Raw genomic sequence first — 20,515 nt, 5'->3', positions numbered from 1 at the left:
GATCCCAAGTTTTTTCTTTAAATCAGCGTTTTCTTTACGAAGTCTCTCGGCAAGAATCTTTTTCAGCCGAGTATTCTCCGCCTCAAGTTTGACGAGGTCCTTAAGATAGTCGGATTGACCTGTCTTTCTCTCAATAGGCTTTTTCCACTGATAATACGTTTGCTCCGAAATCCCCACTTTCTTGACTGCTCCGCTTACACTTGCCCCAGCGCTAACGAGTTTGTGAATCTCGCTCAGTTTCTTGGCGCGCTCTTCCACAGTGTAGGTCTTCCTGCCAGTGCGAGAGGCTGCCGATGGGGCAGTCGTCAATACAGAAGCCGGTGCCTCTTTGGATTCGGTGGATTTTTTCTTTAAGGTGCTTACTATTCTCGGCTTTTTCGCCTTGGCTTTTGTCGGCCTTTTCGCGGGGTTAGGAGCCGTTTGCGTGGCAGTTGCAGAAACGTTTTCGTTCTTAGGTTCATCGAACTTTATGTCAGGCATCATCTATCTCCTTAATGAAGCTCTGAATAATATTATTCAAATGGTTAAATTACAGTACTCAAGCAATCTAATGTCGCAGCGAACATTGTATAACTTGGGCTCAGGACTCATTGATCATATCCAGAACCTGGCGGCTGCTTCGATGCCGATTGCGGAAAAGAAGGTGTGGGCGCATCGGTCGTAGCGGGTTGCGATGCGCCGCCAGTCCTTGAGCCTTGCGAACAGGTTCTCGACCTTGTGGCGCTGGCGATAGGGCGGGATGTCATAGGCGTATGGGACTTTGCGGCGACGGCTGGACGGGATGCACGGCTCGATGCCCTTGGCCCTAGCTTCGAGTTGCACCTGAAAGTAGGCGCTGTCTTAGCCGTGATTAGCGATGAGAGGCGGGCGGCAGGGCGTCGAGCACGAGACGTGCACCCTTGTGGACCGTCATCTGGTTCCGACGGGAGCAGGATGATCGGCCGGCCTTCACTGTCGCAGACGGTGTGGAGCTTGGAGTTCCGCCCTCCGTTGGTCGCGCGATATGATGGGGGACATCCCTTTTTTAAGCAGGCTCGCCGCCGTGCGATGAGCCTTCAGATGCGTCGCATCGCTCATCATGCGCTCGGGTTTGGGTCTTTCTCCGGCAAGGCCGGCGAAGATGCCGCCAAAGACACCCGTCAGGCTCCAGCGGATGCAGCGATTGTAGAGCGTCTTGTGCGGGCCGTAGCCAGCCGGCGCGTCTTTCCACTGCAGCCCGTTGCGGACCACATAGACGATACCGCTCACCACCCGCCGGTCATCGACACGCGAAACCCCGTGCGACAACGGAAGAACGGCAATATCCGCGCCATCTGGCGCTCGCTCAGCAGAAACAAATCAACAATTGCGGCCTCCTTCAACGGAGACCGTGAATCACATCTCGATCGGAATTAATAGGTCCTGAGTCTAGATGAAAGCATCTAATCGAGAGGTCGCCTTTGCCCATAACTCGCTTGCTCACCGCCGCATGTTTGCAGCGCATATCCAACGGAGCGCACCGTTCGTATCATGTCGAATGCGGACATGGCGCGCAGACTTTTGCGTAGCCGCGCGATGTGAATATCGACGCTCCTTCGATTAATGCGAGCATCCCTTGGCCAGCCAGCTGCCATCAAAGCCTCACGGCTCAATACACGTCCCGGAGTTTTCAGGAGGCACTTCAGCAGCCGAAACCCGATTGGCGGAAGCTCAAATTGACGACCATTGCAATGGACTTGCTGACTTTCAACATCCATTTCGAGAATGTGCTGTTGCAATGACTTTCCTTCGGCCAGTTTGCCCACCTCGCTGGGAGTGACGGCTCCGCCGGATTTCTTATGTAAGAATTGCAGTAATCTAGATGGTATCAATGGCCTCAACAGACCTTCATCGATACCGGCTTTGATAAGCTGAATGTGTTGCGCGCTGGCGCCTGAAGGTATGAGTGCGGCCACCGGAACCGATCGCGTTCCTTCGGTGCCCATACGGCGACTGCATATATCCATCGAGCTCCAAATATCGGACGCGCCATCAAGGATTATGGCATGAAGTTTTTCGGCTTCAAGAAGTCGATCTAAATCTTCCGCGTCCGCAATAAGATGCAGTTCGTATCCTTCTGCTGCTAATATGTGCTGCAGCACCAGATACAGTTCGGGATCGTCAGAGTTCAGGGCCACGACTGGCCTCACTGCGATCATCAGTGAGTGCTCCACTTTTTACTCTGTGCGAATCGAGCAGGCATATTCATTTCATCCTATCCAGGTACAACCTCGCCACCGTTGACATCGATCACAGCCCCATTGACGAAACCAGCATCTTCGGATGCCAGAAACTCAATCACCGCAGCGACATCGTCTGGCTCGCCGAGGCGGCCGATCGGAATTCGGCCCAGAGCGTCTCGATTGGTAGAATCGGTGGAAGTTCCGGTCATACCGGTCAGAATTCGCCCCGGTGCCACGAGATTAATAGTGATACCACTTGGTGAATATGGACCGATCAACGCTTTTGCCAAACCGGCAAGTGCAGCTTTCGAGGCCACATAGCTAGCTCCGGCTATTTTTGGCCTCGACCGCGCTGCTACCGAGCCGAGCAGAATTATTCTGCCAAACCCTTTCTTGATCATCCCCGGCCCGACGGCCTGGCAGCAGAGCATTGTTCCGGTGAGGTTTACCGCCAGGACTTCGTTCCATTCTTGCAAGGGAATAGCGGAGAATGCCACGGCACCACTTGGTCCTTTGGGAGAGATACCTGCATTGCAAACAAGGATATCCGGCAATCCCCACTCCTGTTCAACCTCTTTGAAAAAACCGTTTATTGCGCAAGGGTCGAGAAGATCGACGGTACGAGCGAACACCCGACTTGGCGAGTATTCCTCCGCGAGCGAACATCGGGCGGCATCAACGTTTTCCACCCGTTGGCTGAAGAGCGCGACGCGATGTCCCGCTTTCAGAAGGCGTCTGGCCGTTGCCAAGCCGATACCTGTCGTTCCACCCGATACAACGGCAACTCGCGATTTGCTCATAGTCATTATGCGGCCTCGTCTATGCCGGCAAATAGCGATAGCGGCGGTCGTGCATTTGGATCTGTCATAACTTCGATAAGGAAAGGCTTCTTGCTCTCCAGACCGTAGCGCAGATGGTTAATGAGTTGCGACGGATCATCGATGCGTTCGGCGTCACAGCCACATGCACGGGCAATCATTACATGATCCACGTCGCCAAGTTCGCATGCCGATGTGAAAGCCCCGAATTTCACGGTCTCGGCATCTTTTTGGAAGCCGAGAATACCGTTGTTGAGAACGACAATTGTCACAGGAAGATTTAAACGAACCATCGTCTCCAGTTCCGCCCAGCTATGGGCAAAACCGCCATCACCAACAATGACCACAACAGGGTTTTCTGGCTGAGCAATTTTGGCGCCCATCGCCAAGGGCAGACCCCATCCTAGTCCGGCTAAGCCGCGCGGAGTTAGGAAACGCATTCCGGGCGCGAGCGCGCGCAACTGACCTGCCACCCACATGGAGGAATAGCTTGCATCCGCGACGACCGTAGTTTGCGGCGTCATGCAGGCCTGAAGATCAGCCATAATCTTCTCTGGACGGATCGGCGTGGAGGTTGCCGCGGTAAACACTTGCCCCTCCTTTCCGAAAGCGGCCCAGAATGAACTGATTTGCTCAACCAGAGCCGGTCGGGACGACTTGCGACGAGAAAGATCGAGGCTGTTCATGTGGTTGCAAAGCGCGCGTAACGTTTCCGAGGCGTCACCCACCAGCCGCAGGGCTTCGTAGGTCCGGCCAATTTCTGTAGGATCCACATCGATGTGTATTATTCTCGCGGCCTGGGGAATTTGCTTCCAGCTATCGGTGCCATTTTGGTTGGTTCTGGTACCGATCAGAAGGAAGACGTCGGCTTGTTCGATCAGAGCCACCGAATGGCTGCCCAGAGAACAGGGGCCAACCAGGGAACCGAGTACACCGGCTGACAGGGGATGATGTTCATCTACGCTGCCTTTCCCCATATTGGTCGTGAAAACAGGCAACGAGCATTCTTCCTGCAGCCGGCTGAGTTGATCGGATGCGTTGCTGCCATGAACGCCGCCTCCGGCGATGACAACGGGGAATTTTGCCTGGGCAAGAATTTCAGCGGCACGGGCAATATCGGCATCGGCAGGGCGACCTCGGTCGAGTGGCCATCGTCCGAGTGATGCGGAACGCACAAAGCGTGGTGCCGGTGCTTGCGCACGTAGAAGATCGGCAGGCAGGACAAGAGCCGTGGGGCCTGGGCGGCCTGAACCGGCAATTGCAAAGGCCGCATCGACATAATCGTCGATACGCTCGGGCACGACGACCTTACGCACCCATTTGGTACAAGGCTGGAACAGGGCCAGATGATCAAGCTCCTGGAATGCATTTCTGTCGGCCTGGTCTAGTTCAACATCCTGGACGAGCGCTACGACAGGCACACTTGCCTTTAAAGCTTCAGCCAAGGGCGGCACAAGCAATGTGGCTGCAGGTCCATTCTGAGCCGCAACTACGCCAATCTTTCCCGAACGTCGCGCATAACCGTCCGCCATGGCGCCACCCATATTTTCCTGTCGGTAGGCGACTTGCCGGATGCCAAGGTTTTCCGCCGCCAGGATAACTGCCGATGGTAGACTTTGCGCGAATATATGCGTGACCTCATGGCGGCGAAGGGCACTCGCAATCCGGCCTGCTACCGTATCTGTAAGCTCGATGGGCATAATTTCGTCCTTAATTCTTCTTGCAATTTTCGGGGGCGACAAAGTCCCGGAAACAACGGATTACCTTGTCGATATCCGCATCGTTCATCGCCGTTGACAGGCAGGCTGCCGCACCATTGGGCAGCAAAATACCGTGATCGAAAAAGTGCCGCGAAAGGCGACTCATCAGGAGGGCCTCCTGGTGATCCACAAAAGCCTCTCGATATTGCCTGGGCGCAGTGACCTTCGGATGGATGCGGAACAACGACGCCGCGCCGGTGACCGAAAATGCAGCATCCGCGGCCTCGATGACGGCGGCAAGACCAAACCTGACCCGTTCACCCATGTTTTCCAGGCGAGTGAATTCCGCTTCCGTCATGGCTTCCATTGCAGCGCGACCTGCCAGCATGGAAATCGGATTGGCGGAGAAGGTACCGCCCTGCGGCAAAGCGGGCTTTGCATTCAGAGCGCCAAAAACCTGCATGACGTCTTCCCGGCCGGCGACGGCCCCGATTGGAAAACCACCACCGATTATCTTTCCCAATGCAATAAGATCTGGCGCTAGACCAAAACGGGCCGACGCACCGTGGTATCCTTGCCGAAAATTCAGCACTTCGTCGGCAAGGATGAGAATGCCGTATTTGCGCGCGCTCGATTCAAGCATCTGCAGAAATTCAGGACTTGGCTCAATGAGGCCTGCTCTGCTGGGCATCAAGTCTATGACGATGCAAGAAAGTCTGTCTGCCGCTTCCGAGATGCGTCTTTGGGCGCCCTCAATATCGTTGAAGCGCAGAACCGTCACATCGCGAGCGACCGTTTCGGGAACCCCGCGGTAGAGTGGGACCGGAAGCGGATTTTCATCGGTTCCCCAATTCGACGGCGTTCCGGCCTGCCCGGTTTCGGCCCAATCATACGCACCGTGGTAGGCGCCTTCTATCCGAGCAATTCCCGGTTTGCCGGTAAAAGCTCTTGCAGCCTTGATGGCAAACATCACGGCCTCCGTCCCGCTATTGACGAACCGTATCCGATCGGCAGCCGGTATCCGGCGCAACAGCAAGTCCGCCAGAGCTATTTCATGCTCGGTAGGATTGGCAAAACAGGAGCCGCGCTCCAACTGGGAAACGACGGCTTTCGTGATCGGTGCGAAACCGTGCCCATGAATGAGCGTAGTATAGTTGTTATTCAAATCCAGCAGGCGCTTTCCATCCACATCGACGAGATAGGCACCCTCTCCGTGCGATATATATGTGGGAATTGGGCTGCGCTCGATCGTTACGCGACTGGTGCCGTCAGGGAATACACGCAAACCGTTCCTGAAGAGATCCTCGGATCTGGACGAATATTCCAAGTCAGCCGGCACGGTGTCCTGATAATGCATCTGTTGCACCTCCTGTGATATCAATCACCAATTTGATGCAACAAAAATCACACATACGTCACTGACGCAACAAATTTATCACGAAAGATGCAAATTCTGAGCTGATCGTTCGCGTTCGGCCCTTCTAAGGCGCCTGTAACCGTCACGAATATCGCTTTCTATTGCCGCACGTACCGCGCCGCCATCCCGATCAAGGAGCCCTTCTATTGCCGCCATATGGTTGTGGACCCCGTATTTCGCTTCTGCGAATTCGGGGTAGAGGTCGTTGAATGCCGCCCCTATCCGCAACCACAAGGTTTCAATTGTGGTCATGAGATGCGGCATCTGCGACAGCCTGTATATTAGAAAATGGAACTCCTTATTGCTCCACAGGGCATCAGCATAACGGGCATCACCGAGCGCGGCGTTTATATCCGCCTGTATTTTTGTAAGCTCATCGATGTCGTTTTGAGTTACCCGCAAAACTGATTTTTCAGCCGCGAGCCCTTCCAAGGCAAGGCGCATTAATGTAATTTCTTCAAGGGCTTCCGGGCCGACAAAAGGAACAATTACCGTTTTTGGCCCGGCGAAAACGAGAGCCCCTTCGAAGGTCAGCCTGTTGATTGCATCGCGCGCTGGGGTGGAACTGACACCAAGGGCTTCCGCAAGGGCGCGAACCGTAAGCTTGTGGCCCGGCTCGAACGCACCGCGTATCAGACGCTCCTTCATTTGCTGGTAAACTACCTCGCCCAGCCGGACAGGTGGTTTGTCGTCGTTTTGCGCCCCATCAGTGTCATCAATCATTTCTTGCTTCCCATCCGTTGACATTGTGAACTTTATGTTGCATCAAAAAGTCACATAAACTGTGTGCATCAATTCTGTGACAACAACATAACACATACGGCACATCTCGTCGCGTGGTCCACTGAATGAAACGGAGTTCAGCCGGCAGATGGCTGACATCTCCGGATTTTTCCAGCGAAGGATCGAAATAGCTATTGAGGTCCTGAGAACGCGCCTTGGCAATCGGGATTCATCAACGGAGTTCCAGAGGAGAATCGGCATTGATTGGCCAGACGCTAACCCTTCACGGGCTCGGAAAACGCTACAATGAGACCATTGCAGTTGATGATGTCTCATTCGAAATTCAGGCCGGAGAATTTGTTTCCATTTTGGGCCCGTCCGGATCGGGCAAATCGACGCTTCTGGCGATGATTGCCGGTTTTGAGAGACCTTCCTCAGGACGGATATCGATCGGTGAGCATGATGTAACGTCGCTCGCACCCAACCATCGCAATATCGGCATGGTTTTTCAGAAATACGCATTGTTCCCGCATTTGACCGTTGGGCAAAATATTGCATTTCCCCTGCGTATGCGTGGGTTGAACCGGTCAACGGTCGCAGAGCGCGCGAAACGCTCGCTGGAGCTTGTCCAGCTTGCAGATTATGAAAATCGTTATCCTCATGAGTTGTCGGGAGGACAACAGCAGCGCGTTGCGGTCGCGCGTGCAATAGTCTTCGAACCGCCTGTTCTTCTGATGGACGAACCCTTGGGTGCGCTCGACAAGAAACTGCGAGAGAGCATGCAGCTCGAGATATCGAAGCTGCAAAAGCGACTTGGCGCTACGGTTGTCTATGTAACCCACGATCAAGACGAGGCATTGACCATGTCGGATCGTGTCGCCGTCATGACGCAGGGCAATGTCGTCCAGGTCGGCGGACCAATGGAACTCTATCAAAAGCCGCAATCAGCATTCGTCGCGGATTTCATCGGCAAGATGAATTTCATCGAGGGCGAGTATCTTGGGCATAAGCGTGATGCCTGCGTGGTTCGCATAAGCGAGGCAATCACGTTGTCGGTTCCAGGATTGGATACGGAGGAACGAAACCGCATTACGAAAGGCGATCCGGTACGCCTCGCAGTGCGGCCGGAGCAACTTTCGATTGCAAACGCCGGAACAAGCGGCTCAATTGAAGGCTGTATCGAGTCCAGCGTTTTTGTTGGCTCTTTCCAGCTTGTTCTGGCGAAGATAAACACCTGGGGAAATCCGCTGGTGCAAATCCAGATTCCGGTTACCGGGCGTGCGCCTATTGCTTGTGTCGGCGATCGCATTGGAGTCATTGCTCCAAATGATGCGTGCCATGTCTTTCCTTCACTGAGGGCTTCGACATGAGCAGGTCCAGTGCTCATCCGAACGGTCTGTACCGGCGCTTTCAGCAGGCGTTTGCACAGCAGTCCTTCCGGCACTATTCACCGATGCTGTCGCTTTATCTACTAACGCCCTTGCTAGCCGTCCTCACGGCCGGTTTTCTTTATCCGATCGGATATCTCGTCAAGCTGAGCCTGTTCAACCCGGGGCTTGATTTTTCCCCGTACATGCGCGTTTTCGAGCAGCCACTTTACATGGCGGTCATGGCGCGGACATTCAGAGTGGCGCTTGCGGTAACGATTGCCTGCTTACTGCTAGGATTTCCAGTCGCCATGGCGATGTCCCGACTGAAAGGCCGACTGGCACTTGTTGCGACGGCCGCTGTTTTTATCGCGCTCTGGTCGCCGGTCCTCGTCCGTTCTTATGCGTGGATAGTTCTCTTGCAGCGCAACGGCGTCGTCAATCGATTTATCACAGACACCGGTATTGCCGCGGAACCAATACAACTGATCTACAATGAGACGGCCGTGATTGTCGCCATGACCCATGTGCTCATGCCATTCATGATCCTGCCCATCTTCGCAGTATTGCGTTCGATTCCTAACGAATACGAGCTCGCCGCAAGAAATCTCGGAGCAACTGCCGTTTTAGCTTTCGTCCGTGTAACACTTCCGTTGAGCCTTCCTGGCGTGTTTGCAGGATGCGTCATGTGCTTCATCCTTGCCCTCGGCTTCTACATCACGCCTGCGCTCATCGGTGGACCGGGTACGCTGATGATGGCGACATTGATTGGTCAGCAGGCGACAGCGCTTCTTGACTGGCCGTTTGCTGCAGCACTGTCGACCGTACTTCTATTTCTGACGCTTCTGTTCGTCCTGGTTTTCCGGAAGGTGCTTTCATTCAACAAAGGATTTCACGGTGTCAGCTGAATCAAACACTTTTATGGGTAGAGCTCGCGGCACATATTTCGGGACGCGCAGTTTAGCGCATCCATACCGTCGTGCGCTTGGAACCCTGTTGGCCGGATTGGTGCTTGGCGTTATCTTCTTTTTTCTGGTCCTTCCTACACTAATCATAATCCCGATATCGCTAAACAGTGCGAGCTATATCGAGTTTCCACCGCAAGATCTGACGCTTCATTGGTATCGCGAATATTTCAACGATCCCGACTGGATGACCGCAACGCTCTTCAGCTTTAAAATTGCGATCGGCACAACGATTTCTGCCACTATCATCGGTACGCTCGCAGCGATCGCTTTGGTGCGCGGCAATTTTCCCGGTAAATCGCTTCTGCAGGCCCTCACCTTCAGTCCGATGATAGTCCCCCACATTGTGCTGGGCGTAGCACTATATTTGGTATTTGCCCCCATGCGGCTCACGGGCAGTTTCTTCGGCTTCCTGATCGCACATACGGTACTTGCAATACCCTATGTCGTGATCACAGTGATGGCTGCGTTGCAGCGCTTCGATTTCACAATTGAGCTGGCAGCTTTGAGCTGTGGCGCCGGCCGTCTGCGCAGTTTTTTTAGCGTGATACTTCCCAACATCGCGCCGGCAATCGCGATAGGTGCAGTCTTTGCCTTCCTATCGTCCTTTGACGAGGCGACCGTTGCATTCTTTATCTCCGATATGGGCGGCAAAACGATCAGCCGTAAGATGTTCGAAGACATCGACTTCAATCTCACTCCGGTCATTGCAGCGGTTTCCACCATTATGGTCGGCATATCCCTGATGCTCATGTCGATCATTCATCATGCCAGACGCACCTGAAAAATCAGGCGCAACAGCTCTCCAATCTCCGTTTAAGCAAAGAGGAGGCCGCCCCATGGGCTTAGCAGTCAGAAATCAATCCTTGAAGAAGATCATACTGTTCACAGGATGTCTTTGTGCAGCCATGACAAATGGAAGCGTTACGGCATCTGAAAAGGTGGTCATTGCCACGACTGGCGGCGCATATGAACGAGCATTGCGACAAGCCTGGTTCGATCCGTTCACCAAAGAGACCGGAATCGAAGTCGTAACCGTCGCGGGAACAAATGCCGAGATGCGCGCAAAAGCGTCCGCGATGGTCCGGACCGGGAATGTTAGTTGGGATCTCTACCTTCAGGGCGACATCCAGGCGAGTTCAGACGAGCATGGCCAATCAGCGCAGGACTTGTCGGCGTTCTGTGAAGAACAGTTCGTCAAACATCCTGGCCTTTCGCAAGACGCCTGCAGCGCAGCCGGCGTGAGATTGCTGTCCAATTCAACTCTTCTTGCCTACAAGACGGATGCGTTTGACGGATCAGTTCCCGAGAGCTGGGCTGATATGTGGGATCTCAACCGGTTCCCGGGAGGCCGCACTTTCCCGAATTTTGATGATCCTTGGCGCGTTATGGCAGCGGCACTCCTTGCCGATGGTGTCGCCCATGAGGATCTGTTTCCGCTCGATATTGATCGTGCTTTGTCCAAGCTTGAAGAAATCCGGCCCGCTGTTTCACTTTGGTGGAAAAGCGGTGATCAAAGCATGCAGGGTTTCCGTAACGGAGAATACTCAATCGGGCAGGTCTGGCTAACGAGAGCCAAAGCCCTGAAGAGCGAAGGCTACCCAGTCGCATGGTCATACAACGGGGCCTTTCTTGTCGGCGATCGGATTGCCCTTATCAAGGATGCTGCCAATCGGGACAATGCGCTCAGACTGATGGACTACTGGCTAAGCTCACCAGAGGCCCAGGCCAAAGTCTGTGACGTTCTTTCCTGTACACCACCGAGTGCGGAAGCCATGTCGATGATGTCGGCAGAGGCACGTGCCGATCTGCCGAGCGCTTACGAGATCGATAACCACATCGTTGTCCCCGACGCAAAATGGATCAACGACAATGCAGCCTTGATGCTCGAGCGCTGGAACAGCTGGATTCAATAGTCCGGCCAAGGACACGGATAGGGAAACATTGAGATGAAAGACACACCGTCCAGGGTTATGGTCGCGCGCTTCTGGCATGAATCGAATGGCTTCAATCCGCAAGTCACGGCCAGGGCGGATTTTCAGGTATGCGAGTGCGATGATCTGACTGCATCGGGCTCGACGCTTGGTGGCATGATCATAGAGTTGCAGCGACATAGCTCAAAGATAATTCCAAGCCTTTCCGTAACGGCACCGCCGAGCGGCCTTGTCGATCACGATTTCTTTGAATGGGTGAAGGCGCGGCTGATTTCCGACGCGCTCACCCACAAACCGGACGCAATCGCGCTGGAACTCCATGGGGCAATGGGAACTACCAGGCTTGCCGATGCTGAGGGCGATTTACTAAGAAGCCTCCGCGATGCGGTAGGCCCAACCATACCGATTGGCGTCGGGCTAGATTTACATGCCCATATTACCGACACAATGGTTGCGGCGGCTGACATATGCATCGCATGTAAGGAGAATCCGCACTCCGACGTCGTTGAATGCGGGGAAAAAGTAGTTCAAGGCTTACTTGCAATGCTAACCGGTCAGTTGCGGCCAGTAACCACCATTGCAAAAATGCCGATGATCTTGCCTGGTGCAGCTGAAACCGCAAATGGGCCGCTTTTTGAAATTCATAAGCACGCGCGGCAGTTAGCACGCGACAACCGCACAATCTGGGACATCTCGGTTTTCAATGTGTTTCGCTATGCAGATGATTTCGACATCGGCCAGGCCGTCGTCGTGCATACGAATGACGATGAAAAGAGCGGCTTGATCGCCAAGCCAATCGCGCGGCATTTCTGGCGCGAGAGGTCGCGGTTCGAGGACGATCTGGTGGAAATTGAGGATGCCCTGTCGCTAGTGGCTGCCCGACAGCCCTGCCTTCCATATGTATTGGCTGATATGGGAGATCGCGTGCTTGCCGGCGCACCTGGAGATAGCACCGCTGTCCTCGCGGCAGCGCTCAGGCGTCGGGACAATCTGAGAGGCGCACTACCTGTGACTGATCCGTCAAGCGTCCAAAAGGCGCATGAGTGGGGCATACATCGCTCGATCACCCTTTCGATCGGGGGCGGCATAACACCGGGGTTTGAACCCTTGGCTGTGACCGGCAAGATTGTGCATTTAAGCGACGGAGATTTTGTTCTCGATGGTCCTTTCCAGGGTGGCGAGGCGAGTTCCATGGGACCGACAGCCATCATCGAAATTGAGGATCGATTGAGCGTCATACTAACAACCAGACCAGCATTCAGCCATGATCCAGCGGTGTTCACAAGTCAGGGTATTGACCTCGCCTCGTTGGATTTCGTCGTCGTTAAGTCTGGCTATCATTTCAAACTGAATTTCGCCGGTCGGGCGACGCCTCTTCTGGTTCGCAGTCCTGGAATTGGCTATTACACTAAGGGATCGCTCAACTACGCGAAGGCACGTTTCTGGCCAGAGCATGACATTGGCGAACCGGTTGTCGGCATGAGAACGTACCGAAATGGGCGTGCGGTTTCCTACGAATCCGACGGGGCACTTGCCGCGCTACCAGACTTGAAAATTTCATAAGGCCACCGAAACAATGTCCGTCCACAACGAACCTCTGAGGCAGAATTGCTGCATACTATCTCGACTTGGTCCGCAACGAGGCACCCGTCATGAAGGGGGTCAGTTCGTAAAAGCGGTAGTCCACGCCACGGTGATTGATTATCTCGCGGTAGGAGAAGCCAAGCTTCTCAAGGACGCGCTGTGACTGATTGTTGGTAGGTCGGACCACGCCGACGAGTCTCTCCAGGGCAAGTCGCGAAAAAGCGTCGTGAATCACCGACTTCGCTGCCTCAGTCGCCAATCCTCGTCCCGATGATGCTCCCGCAAAGCAGTAGCCCAGCTCCACATCCGCTCCGTTAAAATTACGCAAGCCGCAGCGACCGCTAAAGTGGAGATCGCCATTAGGTTGCTTTTCGTAGACGATGAAAAACCCGAAACCAAAACGTGTCCATTCTTCGAGATAGAGATCCAGGCGCTTATCAGACTGCCGCTGGGTCATGGCGTGACCATCTGTAGTGAGCCGTACGACAAGAGGATCGCAATGGAGGCGATAGAGCGCATCTGTATCAGATAGCCGTATGCGTCTCAGCAAAAGCCGTTCGGTTTCAAGAAGCATATCGGACCTGCTTCAACCCCGTCACTGCTTGTTGGCCGGCGGAGCCACGCTATCATGCAGAACCTCTCGAAGAATTGTGCAAAGGCCCCTGATTTCATCGACGGTATGGCCTGCCGTGGGGCATACGCGCAGCCCCGCTCTGCCCTTGGCGACTGTCGGAAAGAAGACAGCTGAAACATAATATCCGCCGTCGAGGATTGCCTTGGCGGCTCCGATCGTCATCAACTCATCGCCGATTGTTATCATGCGAATGGGCAACGGCCCTTCAAGTCCAGTCGCAATCAATGAATCGAAGAGTGCAAGTCTGTCCTGTAAACGCGTCTGCAGTTCAGCTAATTCGGCAGTCTGATGTAAACGCGCTGATGCGAGCGCTGCGCCAATAGCGGCGAGATTGGGTGAGGCAGAAAATGCATGGGCAATTGCGAAACTCCGAAACAGATCTTCTTGGGCTTGTGTGCCAAGCATGAGCATTCCGCCCGACGCTCCGAAGCCCTTTCCAAGCGAAGCGGCGACAATGGTTCGCTCACCCAACTCGCCAGGAATTTTTGATCTGGCGAAGCCTTCACCATTCTTGCCGAACAGAGAAGTCCCGTGTGCATCATCAATATATAGGAACAGGCCATAACGCTTCTGCAGAGCAAGCAAATCCTCGATCGGAGCCTTGCCACCCATTGAGTATATGCCATCGCATACATAAGCGACGTTTCCATGCTCGCGGCAAATTGCTTCAAGAGCGGACAAATCGTTATGAGGGATTGTGGTTACCTCGGTCTCCTCGGCGATCGCAGCTTTATGAAAGGCGAGCGTTGCGTGGGCGACGCGATCAAAGACGATCAACGGCTTATGCTTGTTGGTAAGATGGCCTGAAGCCAATAGTGGCAGTGCGCCCATATTGGCGGCCAGTACACTGGAATAGGTGATTACGCGGGCTGAGAACAGCCTCGAGAGAGCTTCCTCCAGATCTCCGATGAGATTGAAATTCAGGCGGGTCCGTGCGCATGACCAGTGCAGGGAGCCGTGATTTTGAACAGCGGCGATGGCGCCTTCAACGATTTTTGGATGGTTATCTAGACCCAGATAGGAGCAGCGCACGAAATCGGTGACACGATAACTGTGCTTCTTGCTTAGTTCGATTTCAACACCACGGCCACCAAGAGGTCGAGCATAGACCGCCATAAGACCTTCGAGCTGCGCACTGGCAAAGTGAGTCGCCGCATGCCCTATCATGCTGCGGGTGTTACGATTGTGGCTCGTCGTTTTGAAACTCTTGGCGGTAAGATATTGATTTACCACGTATTCCTCCATGGTTCCCGACCCGCGTGTTTCTAACACGGTCTCAATCAATTGAATGCTTAATATGCTTTTCAGCCTAGTCTTGCTTGTGCATTGAGACGGCCAAATAGTCCGCGCGAATTGACGTAAACTCCACGATGGCCAAGCAAATTTTTCAAGAATTTGTCACTGCAGTTCGGATTCAGGGCCAGTCTTGCTGTTGCGTTCGGTTCACATAGGTATGTCGAAGGCGCAACTAAGTCATCGCACCCATATCTGCTTACTCGGGCCGCACCTGTAGCGCATACCCTGCTGATCGCACTGTGCGGATCAGATCACTGCCGCTAGCCTTCATCAGTGCCTGACGCAGGCGTCCAATATGAACATCAACCGTTCGTGGTTCGACATGTACGTTGTCGGGCCAAGCCACCTGAATAAGTTCGTCACGGGCAACCACCCTGCCCGGTTCCAGTATCAACACATACAGCAAGCGAAATTCCAACTGGCGCAATGAAAATTCCTTGCCGTCATATTGGACCCGATGCTGGCGTAGAAACAATTCCAATTTCCCTAGCCTAAATGTGTCCCTCATTTCTGTCAGCGTTGAGACACCATCTCCTATACCGACAACTGATCGAAGGTAGTTCAGAAGCTGTTCGGGATCGAACGGTCTTACAAAACTCTGGGTGACGCCAGCCTTGATAAGTTCCATGTGCTGATCTGAATGGTCGGGAAGCACGCTGGCAATTACCGGAATTTCTCCGGTAACCGTCTCGTGTTTGATGCGGCGGCAAATTTCGGTGGCATCCGCGAGATCTGAGTTGCAATCGAGGATGACTGCCGAACCAGTCTTATCCGCCGCCAACCTGATCAGCTCTTTAGCATCTTGTGCGAGTTCGACTTCGAAACCGTCCGCTTTAAGAATATGACTGAACATCAGATAGAACCAAGCATCCTGGGTGCTTACAAAGATGAGTGGTTTCATTGACGTTCCCCTTGCAAACGGCCAAAATTCTGCCGTTAAGTGTTCCTGATAACGCCGCATAATTTGATGCAACAAAATCACCGTTCAAAAACAATCTATATGTTTTTTTGCCACACAATCACGTCATTGGGCTATTTTTCTCAAATTTTCCGCTCTATTTTTAACTTGACGCAACATAATTTGCGCCTCATGGACGGATGTCGGAAGCTGGAAGGCCTTGGTAGCAACGCTGACAGTATTATGCCTTTTCGATTTCAGGCTGTGGATTCTGAAGCTGGCATAACCTATTGATTTCCATGAAAAGGAAAATATCGGGGTGTTCAATTGATGATGAAATCCAGCCTCGCCCATTTGCCTGACAAAAAGCAGCGTGAATTGGACCGTATCCTGCAAATCCTGCTGGAGGAATTCTCAGATGTGCTCAAGGGAGGCTCAGCGGAATTCAAAAAAATGGGCAGAATCTTGAAAGTCATCCTGTTCGGATCATATGCACGCGGTGACTGGGTAGATGAACCGCATACGATGAAGAGTTACCGATCCGATTACGATCTGCTCATCATCGTCAACAACAAGAAGCTGACCGATTTCTCCACATATTGGTACAAAGCCGCTGACCGATTGCTACATGACCGGAGCGTCTCGACGCCGGTGAGTTTCATTGTTCACTCGCGGCGCGAGATAAACACCGCTCTCAGACAAGGGCAATATTTCTTCTCCGACATCCGCCGTCAGGGGATTGTGCTGTATGAACTGGATGAGGAACCTCTTGCCGAACCCAAGCCAATGTCAGCCGCCGATGAATACAATGTGGCGAAGACGCATTTCGAAAAGCGGTTTCCGGGTTCGAATAATTTTCGGAAGCTTGCAAATCTGGCATCAGCGGAAGAAATGAACAAAGAGGCGGCTTTCCTGTTTCATCAAGCGATAGAGCAAGCCTACGCCACATTTCTCTTGACCCTGACAGGTTACAGTCCGCCATCTCACAACCTCAACTTCCTACGATCACTTGCAGAAGAGCGTGACCGTCGGCTCACCGAGGCTTGGCCCCGCGATCAACAACGCTTCCGCGCATCGTTCAACACAGTCAATGAAGCCTATGTCAAAGCGCGCTATTCCAAACATTATGAAATCAGCGCCGAGGCACTGGAATGGCTTGGTCAGCGGACTGCCGTCCTGCAGAACCTGGTCGCGCTGATCTGTAGGGAACGCCTCAATAATCTGGCTGAAAAGACAGGAACCGCGTGAGGGAGAAAGTTCCAGTTTGGGAAACTGCACTGCATAACTGAAAGCGTGAAACGGTATTGGGAAAAATATACCAGCTAAGCTTCGAGTTTGTTTTGCCAGGGACGGCACGAATATCAGGCAAACGCTTGATCGTGATTCATGCTCCATGAAGCCAACGTCCGGCGAACCACTCGAACCCTGCGTCGGATAAACCGCAGGAGCAAACTTATGCTGAAATCCCAGAGAAAATTCCCCATCGCAGTCCATACGCACGAGACGACGGCGCTTGAGATATCAACAAAAAAGGCAATCAACGCCGCAAAATTCAAGTATGAAGATAAGGCATCACTCAGTGCCGCATGGTGCGCCTTCGCTGCCCGCTGCGAAGGCAAGGAAGATGACTACCGCTTCTGGCTTAATGTGTTCAAAAACCTTACCGGAAAACGACAAGCTGAATGCATCGAAGTGTTGACGTCAGACACCAATCCCGAAACTAAGCTTTAACCGGTCGCCCGGCTTCGGGGTCGGGCATTTTCATCTATTATTTAACATGTCCCGTCATGTTCTCGGCGCGTTATGTAATGCGTACGCGTCTCGGTACGGTCGACGGACAGCTAGCTGTCCGTCGATCCCGCCGGCTTCAGCGCATGGAAACTGGTCACAGAAAACCCAGTTTGCGCTTGAGCTCAGCATTCTCATTGTAAAGCTTGTCAGCAAGCAGCTTCTTCAAACGCTTATTCTCAGCCTCAAGCTTGTTGAGGTCTTTGCCGAGATCGTATGACGTCTTTGTATCAATCGATACCGTTCCCGGATTTTTCCTTAGGCGGTGTTTGCGCCGTCCGACCGATTTTAGCACATGGCTCGCGATGTTATTGGTAGCTTTCGGTCCAGCGGTTTGCGACTCACTATCTACCCGCTGCCGGTCACTTAACTTTTGCGGCGGGCTTTTCACGTCGGCGCGAGTCTTCGGCATCTCATCGACAATCGTCAGATTTTGCGTGCTTGCGACAGCGGGATCAAGAGCCTCGCTTGATACACCAATAACCATTTCGCCGCGTGGCGTCATGTTCGAATTGGGAAGCCTATCAGTATTTTCGATGTCGGGTTCGGACGGAGTCTTAATCCGATTTGGAATGGCCGCGCCATAATCCTGCTGGCGCAGTTCATTCTCAACCTCGGCGGCATGCGCTTTCAGATCAAGCGAGCCCCAAATCGAACTCGACTTTGATTTCGGGGCGCGCCGACTCGATTTTATCTCCACCACGAAATCCCGGTGAGGCCATTTCATTTTCAGAAAACCTATGAGTTTTTAGGAACGAAAATCTATGCGATTCACTCGCTCGTAGCTTATCGCTTGTTAAGATTAGCAACTCGGTCTTTAACGATATCTCGTTCACCAATCAACTAGCTTCGCCTTCATGCGGTATCGCATATGGAGACCAATCATGGCCGATCTTGGAGACGACTGAGTATCTCTCTCCAAGCAAAATGGAGATTATCATCTCAATTTCGAAACGTCGTCCGCCGCAATCCGCATCTATGATGACGGCCTGTTGGTCAGAGTTGGAGGCGATCCTGTGGTCGACTGTCACGCCTCCAAGACACTGATTACTAGCCAGGTCAGTAAATAAGCGACCAGGTATGCCTCTTTGGATTGAAGCATCAGATGAACTATTGCAGCTATCCCCGCCAACCTGTGAGCCTCAGATGAAATCTTGGGGCGGCGAGACCGTTCCGGTTTTCCGCCGATGCGCTGTCCTGCAACGATACTTCTGTGTAGGTCAGCGACATTGGGGGAGCAAGAGCGCCTGTGTTCGATTGAGGTTTCGATTGAGGGCGGCGGACAGTTCGGTTAACGAGATGGGGCGAACTTCGCCTCCGTTAACGGCTCTCCAGTGACAATGAGCTGACTGCCGGCGCAGGTGAAAAAGGGGCAGGGTGTTCGCGATTCGGCCTCATCGACTTGCAAGGTGATCCCTTGGGTAACGGCAAGGCCGAATGGCAGCACCAGCACCCCGCTGGTGGCATCGCCCGCTGGCTGCAATTCGACGGAGAGAACGTTCTGCCCCTTGGCATTGGACTGCGGCTGAGAGAAGGCACAGAGCCATGGCCTTGCTCGTTCCGGATCAGGACCTGGCATTGCACCGTCCAATCGCCGTGCGTCTAGTTGAGCGAGGACGCGCTGCCGGGCAGAAGTGTGGGTTCACTTTCCTGCGCCGTCGCGATGGCGGGAACGACCGCGGCCAGAAGGAAGCGCGACAGGATCGTGTCGCTGTCGAGCGATGGTGATCCGGCAACATTATTTGAATACAATTTATTGAACGTAATGCGACTGATTTCGGCCGCGCGTCGGCACAGATTGTGCATGCAGTCCTTGCGCTTAATTTCCCCGTGCAGAAGCGGCACCGGGCGCGGTCATTGCCATGATTCCGGCTACCGCGTAACGGCGCTTTGCACCATGATTAAATGCTGTAACCAACCCGCCCGTCGTGGATAAGTAATGTCCGATAATGCATTATCGGACATTATTGACAGGCGCATTAACTGCGGTAGAAAACGGCGAAAAGGTAGATTTTGGAGGTTTTCGTGTCGCTGAACATCAAAAACCCAGCAACCGTTGCGCTGGTCGATGAACTTGCCCGCCGCTAGGGCATCAGCAAAACAGCGGCGATACACGAAGCCCTCACAGAGCGCCTTCATCGGTTGGGGCATGGCGAAGTTCCGAAGAATCGCATGCTTGATGAACTTCGCGAGATCCGGTTGAGAGTGGCACGTCTTCCGGAAATGGAAAAGCGCAGCGACGAAGACATCGTCGGGTTCGATGAATATGGAATTCCGAACTGATGGTCATCGATACGTCGGCCATCGTAGCAATCCTGCGAAACGAGCCGCCCGCGGAACGTCTTGAGAGAGCCCTTGTCACAGACCCGGTCCGATTGGTCCCTGCCACATGCGTGTTCGAAGCCCGTATGGTCATGGTCAGCCGACGCGGCGAGCACGCTTTGGCCGAAATCGACTTGTGGCTCGCCAAGATCGAAGCCGAAATCATCCCAGTCGACGAAGAGTTGGTCGATCTCGCCACACAGGCCTGGCTGAGCTACGGCATGGGCCGACATCCGGCAGGATTGAATTTCGCAGACTGTTTTTCCTACGCGCTGGCGAAGCGTGCGGATGACGCCCTGCTCTTCATCGGCGACGATTTTAAACAGACGGATGTCGAAGCGGCATGAACAGTGAGGGAGAAATCGCTATCGATGAGGACTTGGCAAAGTTCGCCCCTTTCCCTACCCCGGCTCTCAAGCATCGGTCTGAAACTTTTCGATGATCGCATCAGGTAAGGCTCGCCGTCAGCAGGGCTGTTTTGCCCGAACTAGGCTGGCCGCCGAGCACGATCAGGGTCGGACGATTTGCCTTTCCGATATCGTCGGGCAGAATCTCCGTGCGAAAGATGTGTTCGTTCTGGGCCTACGTCAGCCGGCCGAGGGTAGCTTCGTCCACCATGGATCAGAGCTCCCGCCAGAACGAGGCCGCGTCTTTGACCCGCGGCCCCATTCCGCGATCACAGCTTCGATCTGCTCGGCTTCGCCGACACGGAGGCGGCTCTGCACTGCAAGCAGCTCACGCCGCTTGGCGCGTAGCGCCTCGATGGCGGCGACGTGTTCCGATACCAGCCCGCGCGCCTGATTCATGATTTCGATGGCGAGCTCGGCCCGCACGATCGCGTCGAGAGTTGTTTTCTGTTCGGCCATTA

At 53.7% G+C, this 20,515-nt stretch carries 21 protein-coding genes and 2 pseudogenes; 9 read left to right on the top strand and 14 right to left on the bottom strand.

Annotated features, from left to right (window positions below; all coding sequences use genetic code 11):
- Positions 1–42: 42 nt before the first annotated feature.
- The 7 genes and pseudogenes from ABFT80_RS23440 to ABFT80_RS23410 form a co-directional block, all read right to left on the bottom strand.
- A pseudogene (locus ABFT80_RS23440) lies at positions 43–480 on the bottom strand (transposase); the annotation flags it as partial.
- A gap of 114 nt (positions 481–594) precedes the next feature.
- Positions 595–1,346 (bottom strand): annotated as a pseudogene (locus ABFT80_RS23435) (IS5 family transposase).
- Between the two features lie 75 nt (positions 1,347–1,421).
- A complete protein-coding gene (locus ABFT80_RS23430) occupies positions 1,422–2,177 on the bottom strand; it encodes a winged helix-turn-helix transcriptional regulator (RefSeq protein ID WP_347974364.1) in 756 nt (251 codons plus the stop codon).
- A gap of 56 nt (positions 2,178–2,233) precedes the next feature.
- Complete coding sequence (gene fabG / locus ABFT80_RS23425) at positions 2,234–3,007, bottom strand: 3-oxoacyl-ACP reductase FabG (protein ID WP_455189993.1); 774 nt, start codon at positions 3,005–3,007, stop codon at positions 2,234–2,236.
- Positions 3,007–4,719, bottom strand: coding sequence for an acetolactate synthase catalytic subunit (locus ABFT80_RS23420; protein ID WP_347974363.1), 1,713 nt, complete (start codon positions 4,717–4,719; stop codon positions 3,007–3,009). Before ABFT80_RS23420 ends, fabG begins: the two co-directional genes overlap by 1 nt.
- Positions 4,720–4,729: 10 nt before the next feature.
- Positions 4,730–6,076, bottom strand: coding sequence for an aspartate aminotransferase family protein (locus ABFT80_RS23415; protein WP_347974362.1), 1,347 nt, complete (start codon positions 6,074–6,076; stop codon positions 4,730–4,732).
- Between the two features lie 78 nt (positions 6,077–6,154).
- Positions 6,155–6,859 carry a GntR family transcriptional regulator gene (locus tag ABFT80_RS23410; RefSeq protein ID WP_347974361.1) on the bottom strand — a complete coding sequence of 235 codons (705 nt, stop codon included), beginning with the start codon at positions 6,857–6,859 and terminating at the stop codon, positions 6,155–6,157.
- Positions 6,860–7,119: 260 nt separating this feature from the next.
- Here ABFT80_RS23410 and ABFT80_RS23405 point away from each other — a divergent pair, with 260 nt between their 5' ends.
- The 5 genes from ABFT80_RS23405 to ABFT80_RS23385 all read left to right on the top strand — a co-directional run bounded on the left by ABFT80_RS23405 (position 7,120) and on the right by ABFT80_RS23385 (position 12,688).
- On the top strand, positions 7,120–8,229 hold the full coding sequence (locus ABFT80_RS23405; RefSeq protein ID WP_347974360.1) for an ABC transporter ATP-binding protein: 1,110 nt from the start codon (positions 7,120–7,122) through the stop codon (positions 8,227–8,229).
- Between the two features lie 83 nt (positions 8,230–8,312).
- Positions 8,313–9,134 carry an ABC transporter permease gene (locus ABFT80_RS23400; RefSeq protein ID WP_455189997.1) on the top strand — a complete coding sequence of 274 codons (822 nt, stop codon included), beginning with the start codon at positions 8,313–8,315 and terminating at the stop codon, positions 9,132–9,134.
- A complete protein-coding gene (locus ABFT80_RS23395; RefSeq protein ID WP_455189992.1) occupies positions 9,124–9,975 on the top strand; it encodes an ABC transporter permease in 852 nt (283 codons plus the stop codon). Before ABFT80_RS23400 ends, ABFT80_RS23395 begins: the two co-directional genes overlap by 11 nt.
- 124 nt (positions 9,976–10,099) lie before the next feature.
- Complete coding sequence (locus ABFT80_RS23390) at positions 10,100–11,107, top strand: ABC transporter substrate-binding protein (RefSeq protein WP_347974420.1); 1,008 nt, start codon at positions 10,100–10,102, stop codon at positions 11,105–11,107.
- Between the two features lie 33 nt (positions 11,108–11,140).
- Positions 11,141–12,688, top strand: coding sequence for a M81 family metallopeptidase (locus tag ABFT80_RS23385; protein ID WP_347974358.1), 1,548 nt, complete (start codon positions 11,141–11,143; stop codon positions 12,686–12,688).
- A gap of 55 nt (positions 12,689–12,743) precedes the next feature.
- On the opposite strand, the gene ABFT80_RS23380 is transcribed toward ABFT80_RS23385, so the two are convergent.
- The 3 genes from ABFT80_RS23380 to ABFT80_RS23370 all read right to left on the bottom strand — a co-directional run bounded on the left by ABFT80_RS23380 (position 12,744) and on the right by ABFT80_RS23370 (position 15,540).
- Positions 12,744–13,283 carry a GNAT family N-acetyltransferase gene (locus tag ABFT80_RS23380; RefSeq protein WP_347974357.1) on the bottom strand — a complete coding sequence of 180 codons (540 nt, stop codon included), beginning with the start codon at positions 13,281–13,283 and terminating at the stop codon, positions 12,744–12,746.
- 21 nt (positions 13,284–13,304) lie between these two features.
- The gene (locus ABFT80_RS23375) at positions 13,305–14,588 is read right to left on the bottom strand and encodes an aminotransferase class I/II-fold pyridoxal phosphate-dependent enzyme (protein WP_347974356.1); all 1,284 of its coding nucleotides are present in this window, start codon (positions 14,586–14,588) and stop codon (positions 13,305–13,307) included.
- Positions 14,589–14,835: 247 nt separating this feature from the next.
- A complete protein-coding gene (locus ABFT80_RS23370; protein ID WP_347974355.1) occupies positions 14,836–15,540 on the bottom strand; it encodes a response regulator transcription factor in 705 nt (234 codons plus the stop codon).
- Between the two features lie 330 nt (positions 15,541–15,870).
- Between ABFT80_RS23370 and ABFT80_RS23365 the strand changes: the two genes are divergently transcribed.
- Both ABFT80_RS23365 and ABFT80_RS23360 read left to right on the top strand, forming a co-directional pair.
- A complete protein-coding gene (locus ABFT80_RS23365) occupies positions 15,871–16,785 on the top strand; it encodes a nucleotidyltransferase and HEPN domain-containing protein (RefSeq protein WP_347974419.1) in 915 nt (304 codons plus the stop codon).
- 207 nt (positions 16,786–16,992) lie between these two features.
- Positions 16,993–17,268 carry a hypothetical protein gene (locus ABFT80_RS23360; RefSeq protein WP_347974354.1) on the top strand — a complete coding sequence of 92 codons (276 nt, stop codon included), beginning with the start codon at positions 16,993–16,995 and terminating at the stop codon, positions 17,266–17,268.
- A gap of 154 nt (positions 17,269–17,422) precedes the next feature.
- Here the strand turns inward: ABFT80_RS23360 and ABFT80_RS23355 are convergent, their stop codons facing one another.
- The 3 genes from ABFT80_RS23355 to ABFT80_RS23345 form a co-directional block, all read right to left on the bottom strand.
- Complete coding sequence (locus tag ABFT80_RS23355; RefSeq protein ID WP_347974353.1) at positions 17,423–18,052, bottom strand: hypothetical protein; 630 nt, start codon at positions 18,050–18,052, stop codon at positions 17,423–17,425.
- A 564-nt stretch (positions 18,053–18,616) separates the two neighbouring features.
- Positions 18,617–18,904, bottom strand: coding sequence for an invasion associated locus B family protein (locus ABFT80_RS23350; RefSeq protein WP_347974352.1), 288 nt, complete (start codon positions 18,902–18,904; stop codon positions 18,617–18,619).
- Between the two features lie 23 nt (positions 18,905–18,927).
- On the bottom strand, positions 18,928–19,077 hold the full coding sequence (locus tag ABFT80_RS23345; RefSeq protein WP_347974351.1) for a hypothetical protein: 150 nt from the start codon (positions 19,075–19,077) through the stop codon (positions 18,928–18,930).
- A gap of 339 nt (positions 19,078–19,416) precedes the next feature.
- Between ABFT80_RS23345 and ABFT80_RS23340 the strand changes: the two genes are divergently transcribed.
- Together ABFT80_RS23340 and ABFT80_RS23335 are read left to right on the top strand one after the other, a co-directional pair.
- Entirely contained in the window at positions 19,417–19,608 is a 192-nt protein-coding gene (locus ABFT80_RS23340; protein ID WP_347974418.1) for a type II toxin-antitoxin system VapB family antitoxin, read from the top strand.
- Positions 19,608–19,994: a type II toxin-antitoxin system VapC family toxin gene (locus ABFT80_RS23335; protein ID WP_347974350.1), complete on the top strand. Its 387-nt coding sequence runs from the start codon at positions 19,608–19,610 to the stop codon at positions 19,992–19,994. Before ABFT80_RS23340 ends, ABFT80_RS23335 begins: the two co-directional genes overlap by 1 nt.
- 240 nt (positions 19,995–20,234) lie before the next feature.
- Here the strand turns inward: ABFT80_RS23335 and ABFT80_RS23325 are convergent, their stop codons facing one another.
- Positions 20,235–20,513 (bottom strand): hypothetical protein, encoded by a 279-nt coding sequence (locus ABFT80_RS23325; RefSeq protein ID WP_347974349.1) that lies wholly within the window; start codon positions 20,511–20,513, stop codon positions 20,235–20,237.
- Between the last annotated feature and the right edge of the window lie 2 nt (positions 20,514–20,515).

Source organism: Foliimonas ilicis, assembly GCF_039939195.1.
GTDB lineage: Bacteria > Pseudomonadota > Alphaproteobacteria > Rhizobiales > Rhizobiaceae > Foliimonas > Foliimonas ilicis.
This window is presented reverse-complemented; position numbering and strand designations above follow the sequence as displayed.

Bases quoted from the DNA above. Each gene is read 5' to 3' on its own strand.
- ABFT80_RS23430 (WP_347974364.1), bottom strand. From the start codon at position 2,177: ATGATCGCAGTGAGGCCAGTCGTGGCCCTGAACTCTGACGATCCCGAA.
- fabG (WP_455189993.1), bottom strand. From the start codon at position 3,007: ATGACTATGAGCAAATCGCGAGTTGCCGTTGTATCGGGTGGAACGACA.
- ABFT80_RS23420 (WP_347974363.1), bottom strand. From the start codon at position 4,719: ATGCCCATCGAGCTTACAGATACGGTAGCAGGCCGGATTGCGAGTGCC.
- ABFT80_RS23415 (WP_347974362.1), bottom strand. From the start codon at position 6,076: ATGCATTATCAGGACACCGTGCCGGCTGACTTGGAATATTCGTCCAGA.
- ABFT80_RS23410 (WP_347974361.1), bottom strand. From the start codon at position 6,859: ATGATTGATGACACTGATGGGGCGCAAAACGACGACAAACCACCTGTC.
- ABFT80_RS23400 (WP_455189997.1), top strand. From the start codon at position 8,313: ATGCTGTCGCTTTATCTACTAACGCCCTTGCTAGCCGTCCTCACGGCC.
- ABFT80_RS23390 (WP_347974420.1), top strand. From the start codon at position 10,100: ATGACAAATGGAAGCGTTACGGCATCTGAAAAGGTGGTCATTGCCACG.
- ABFT80_RS23385 (WP_347974358.1), top strand. From the start codon at position 11,141: ATGAAAGACACACCGTCCAGGGTTATGGTCGCGCGCTTCTGGCATGAA.
- ABFT80_RS23380 (WP_347974357.1), bottom strand. From the start codon at position 13,283: ATGCTTCTTGAAACCGAACGGCTTTTGCTGAGACGCATACGGCTATCT.
- ABFT80_RS23375 (WP_347974356.1), bottom strand. From the start codon at position 14,588: ATGGAGGAATACGTGGTAAATCAATATCTTACCGCCAAGAGTTTCAAA.
- ABFT80_RS23370 (WP_347974355.1), bottom strand. From the start codon at position 15,540: ATGAAACCACTCATCTTTGTAAGCACCCAGGATGCTTGGTTCTATCTG.
- ABFT80_RS23365 (WP_347974419.1), top strand. From the start codon at position 15,871: ATGAAATCCAGCCTCGCCCATTTGCCTGACAAAAAGCAGCGTGAATTG.
- ABFT80_RS23360 (WP_347974354.1), top strand. From the start codon at position 16,993: ATGCTGAAATCCCAGAGAAAATTCCCCATCGCAGTCCATACGCACGAG.
- ABFT80_RS23355 (WP_347974353.1), bottom strand. From the start codon at position 18,052: ATGAAATGGCCTCACCGGGATTTCGTGGTGGAGATAAAATCGAGTCGG.
- ABFT80_RS23350 (WP_347974352.1), bottom strand. From the start codon at position 18,904: ATGCCAGGTCCTGATCCGGAACGAGCAAGGCCATGGCTCTGTGCCTTC.
- ABFT80_RS23335 (WP_347974350.1), top strand. From the start codon at position 19,608: ATGGTCATCGATACGTCGGCCATCGTAGCAATCCTGCGAAACGAGCCG.
- ABFT80_RS23325 (WP_347974349.1), bottom strand. From the start codon at position 20,513: ATGGCCGAACAGAAAACAACTCTCGACGCGATCGTGCGGGCCGAGCTC.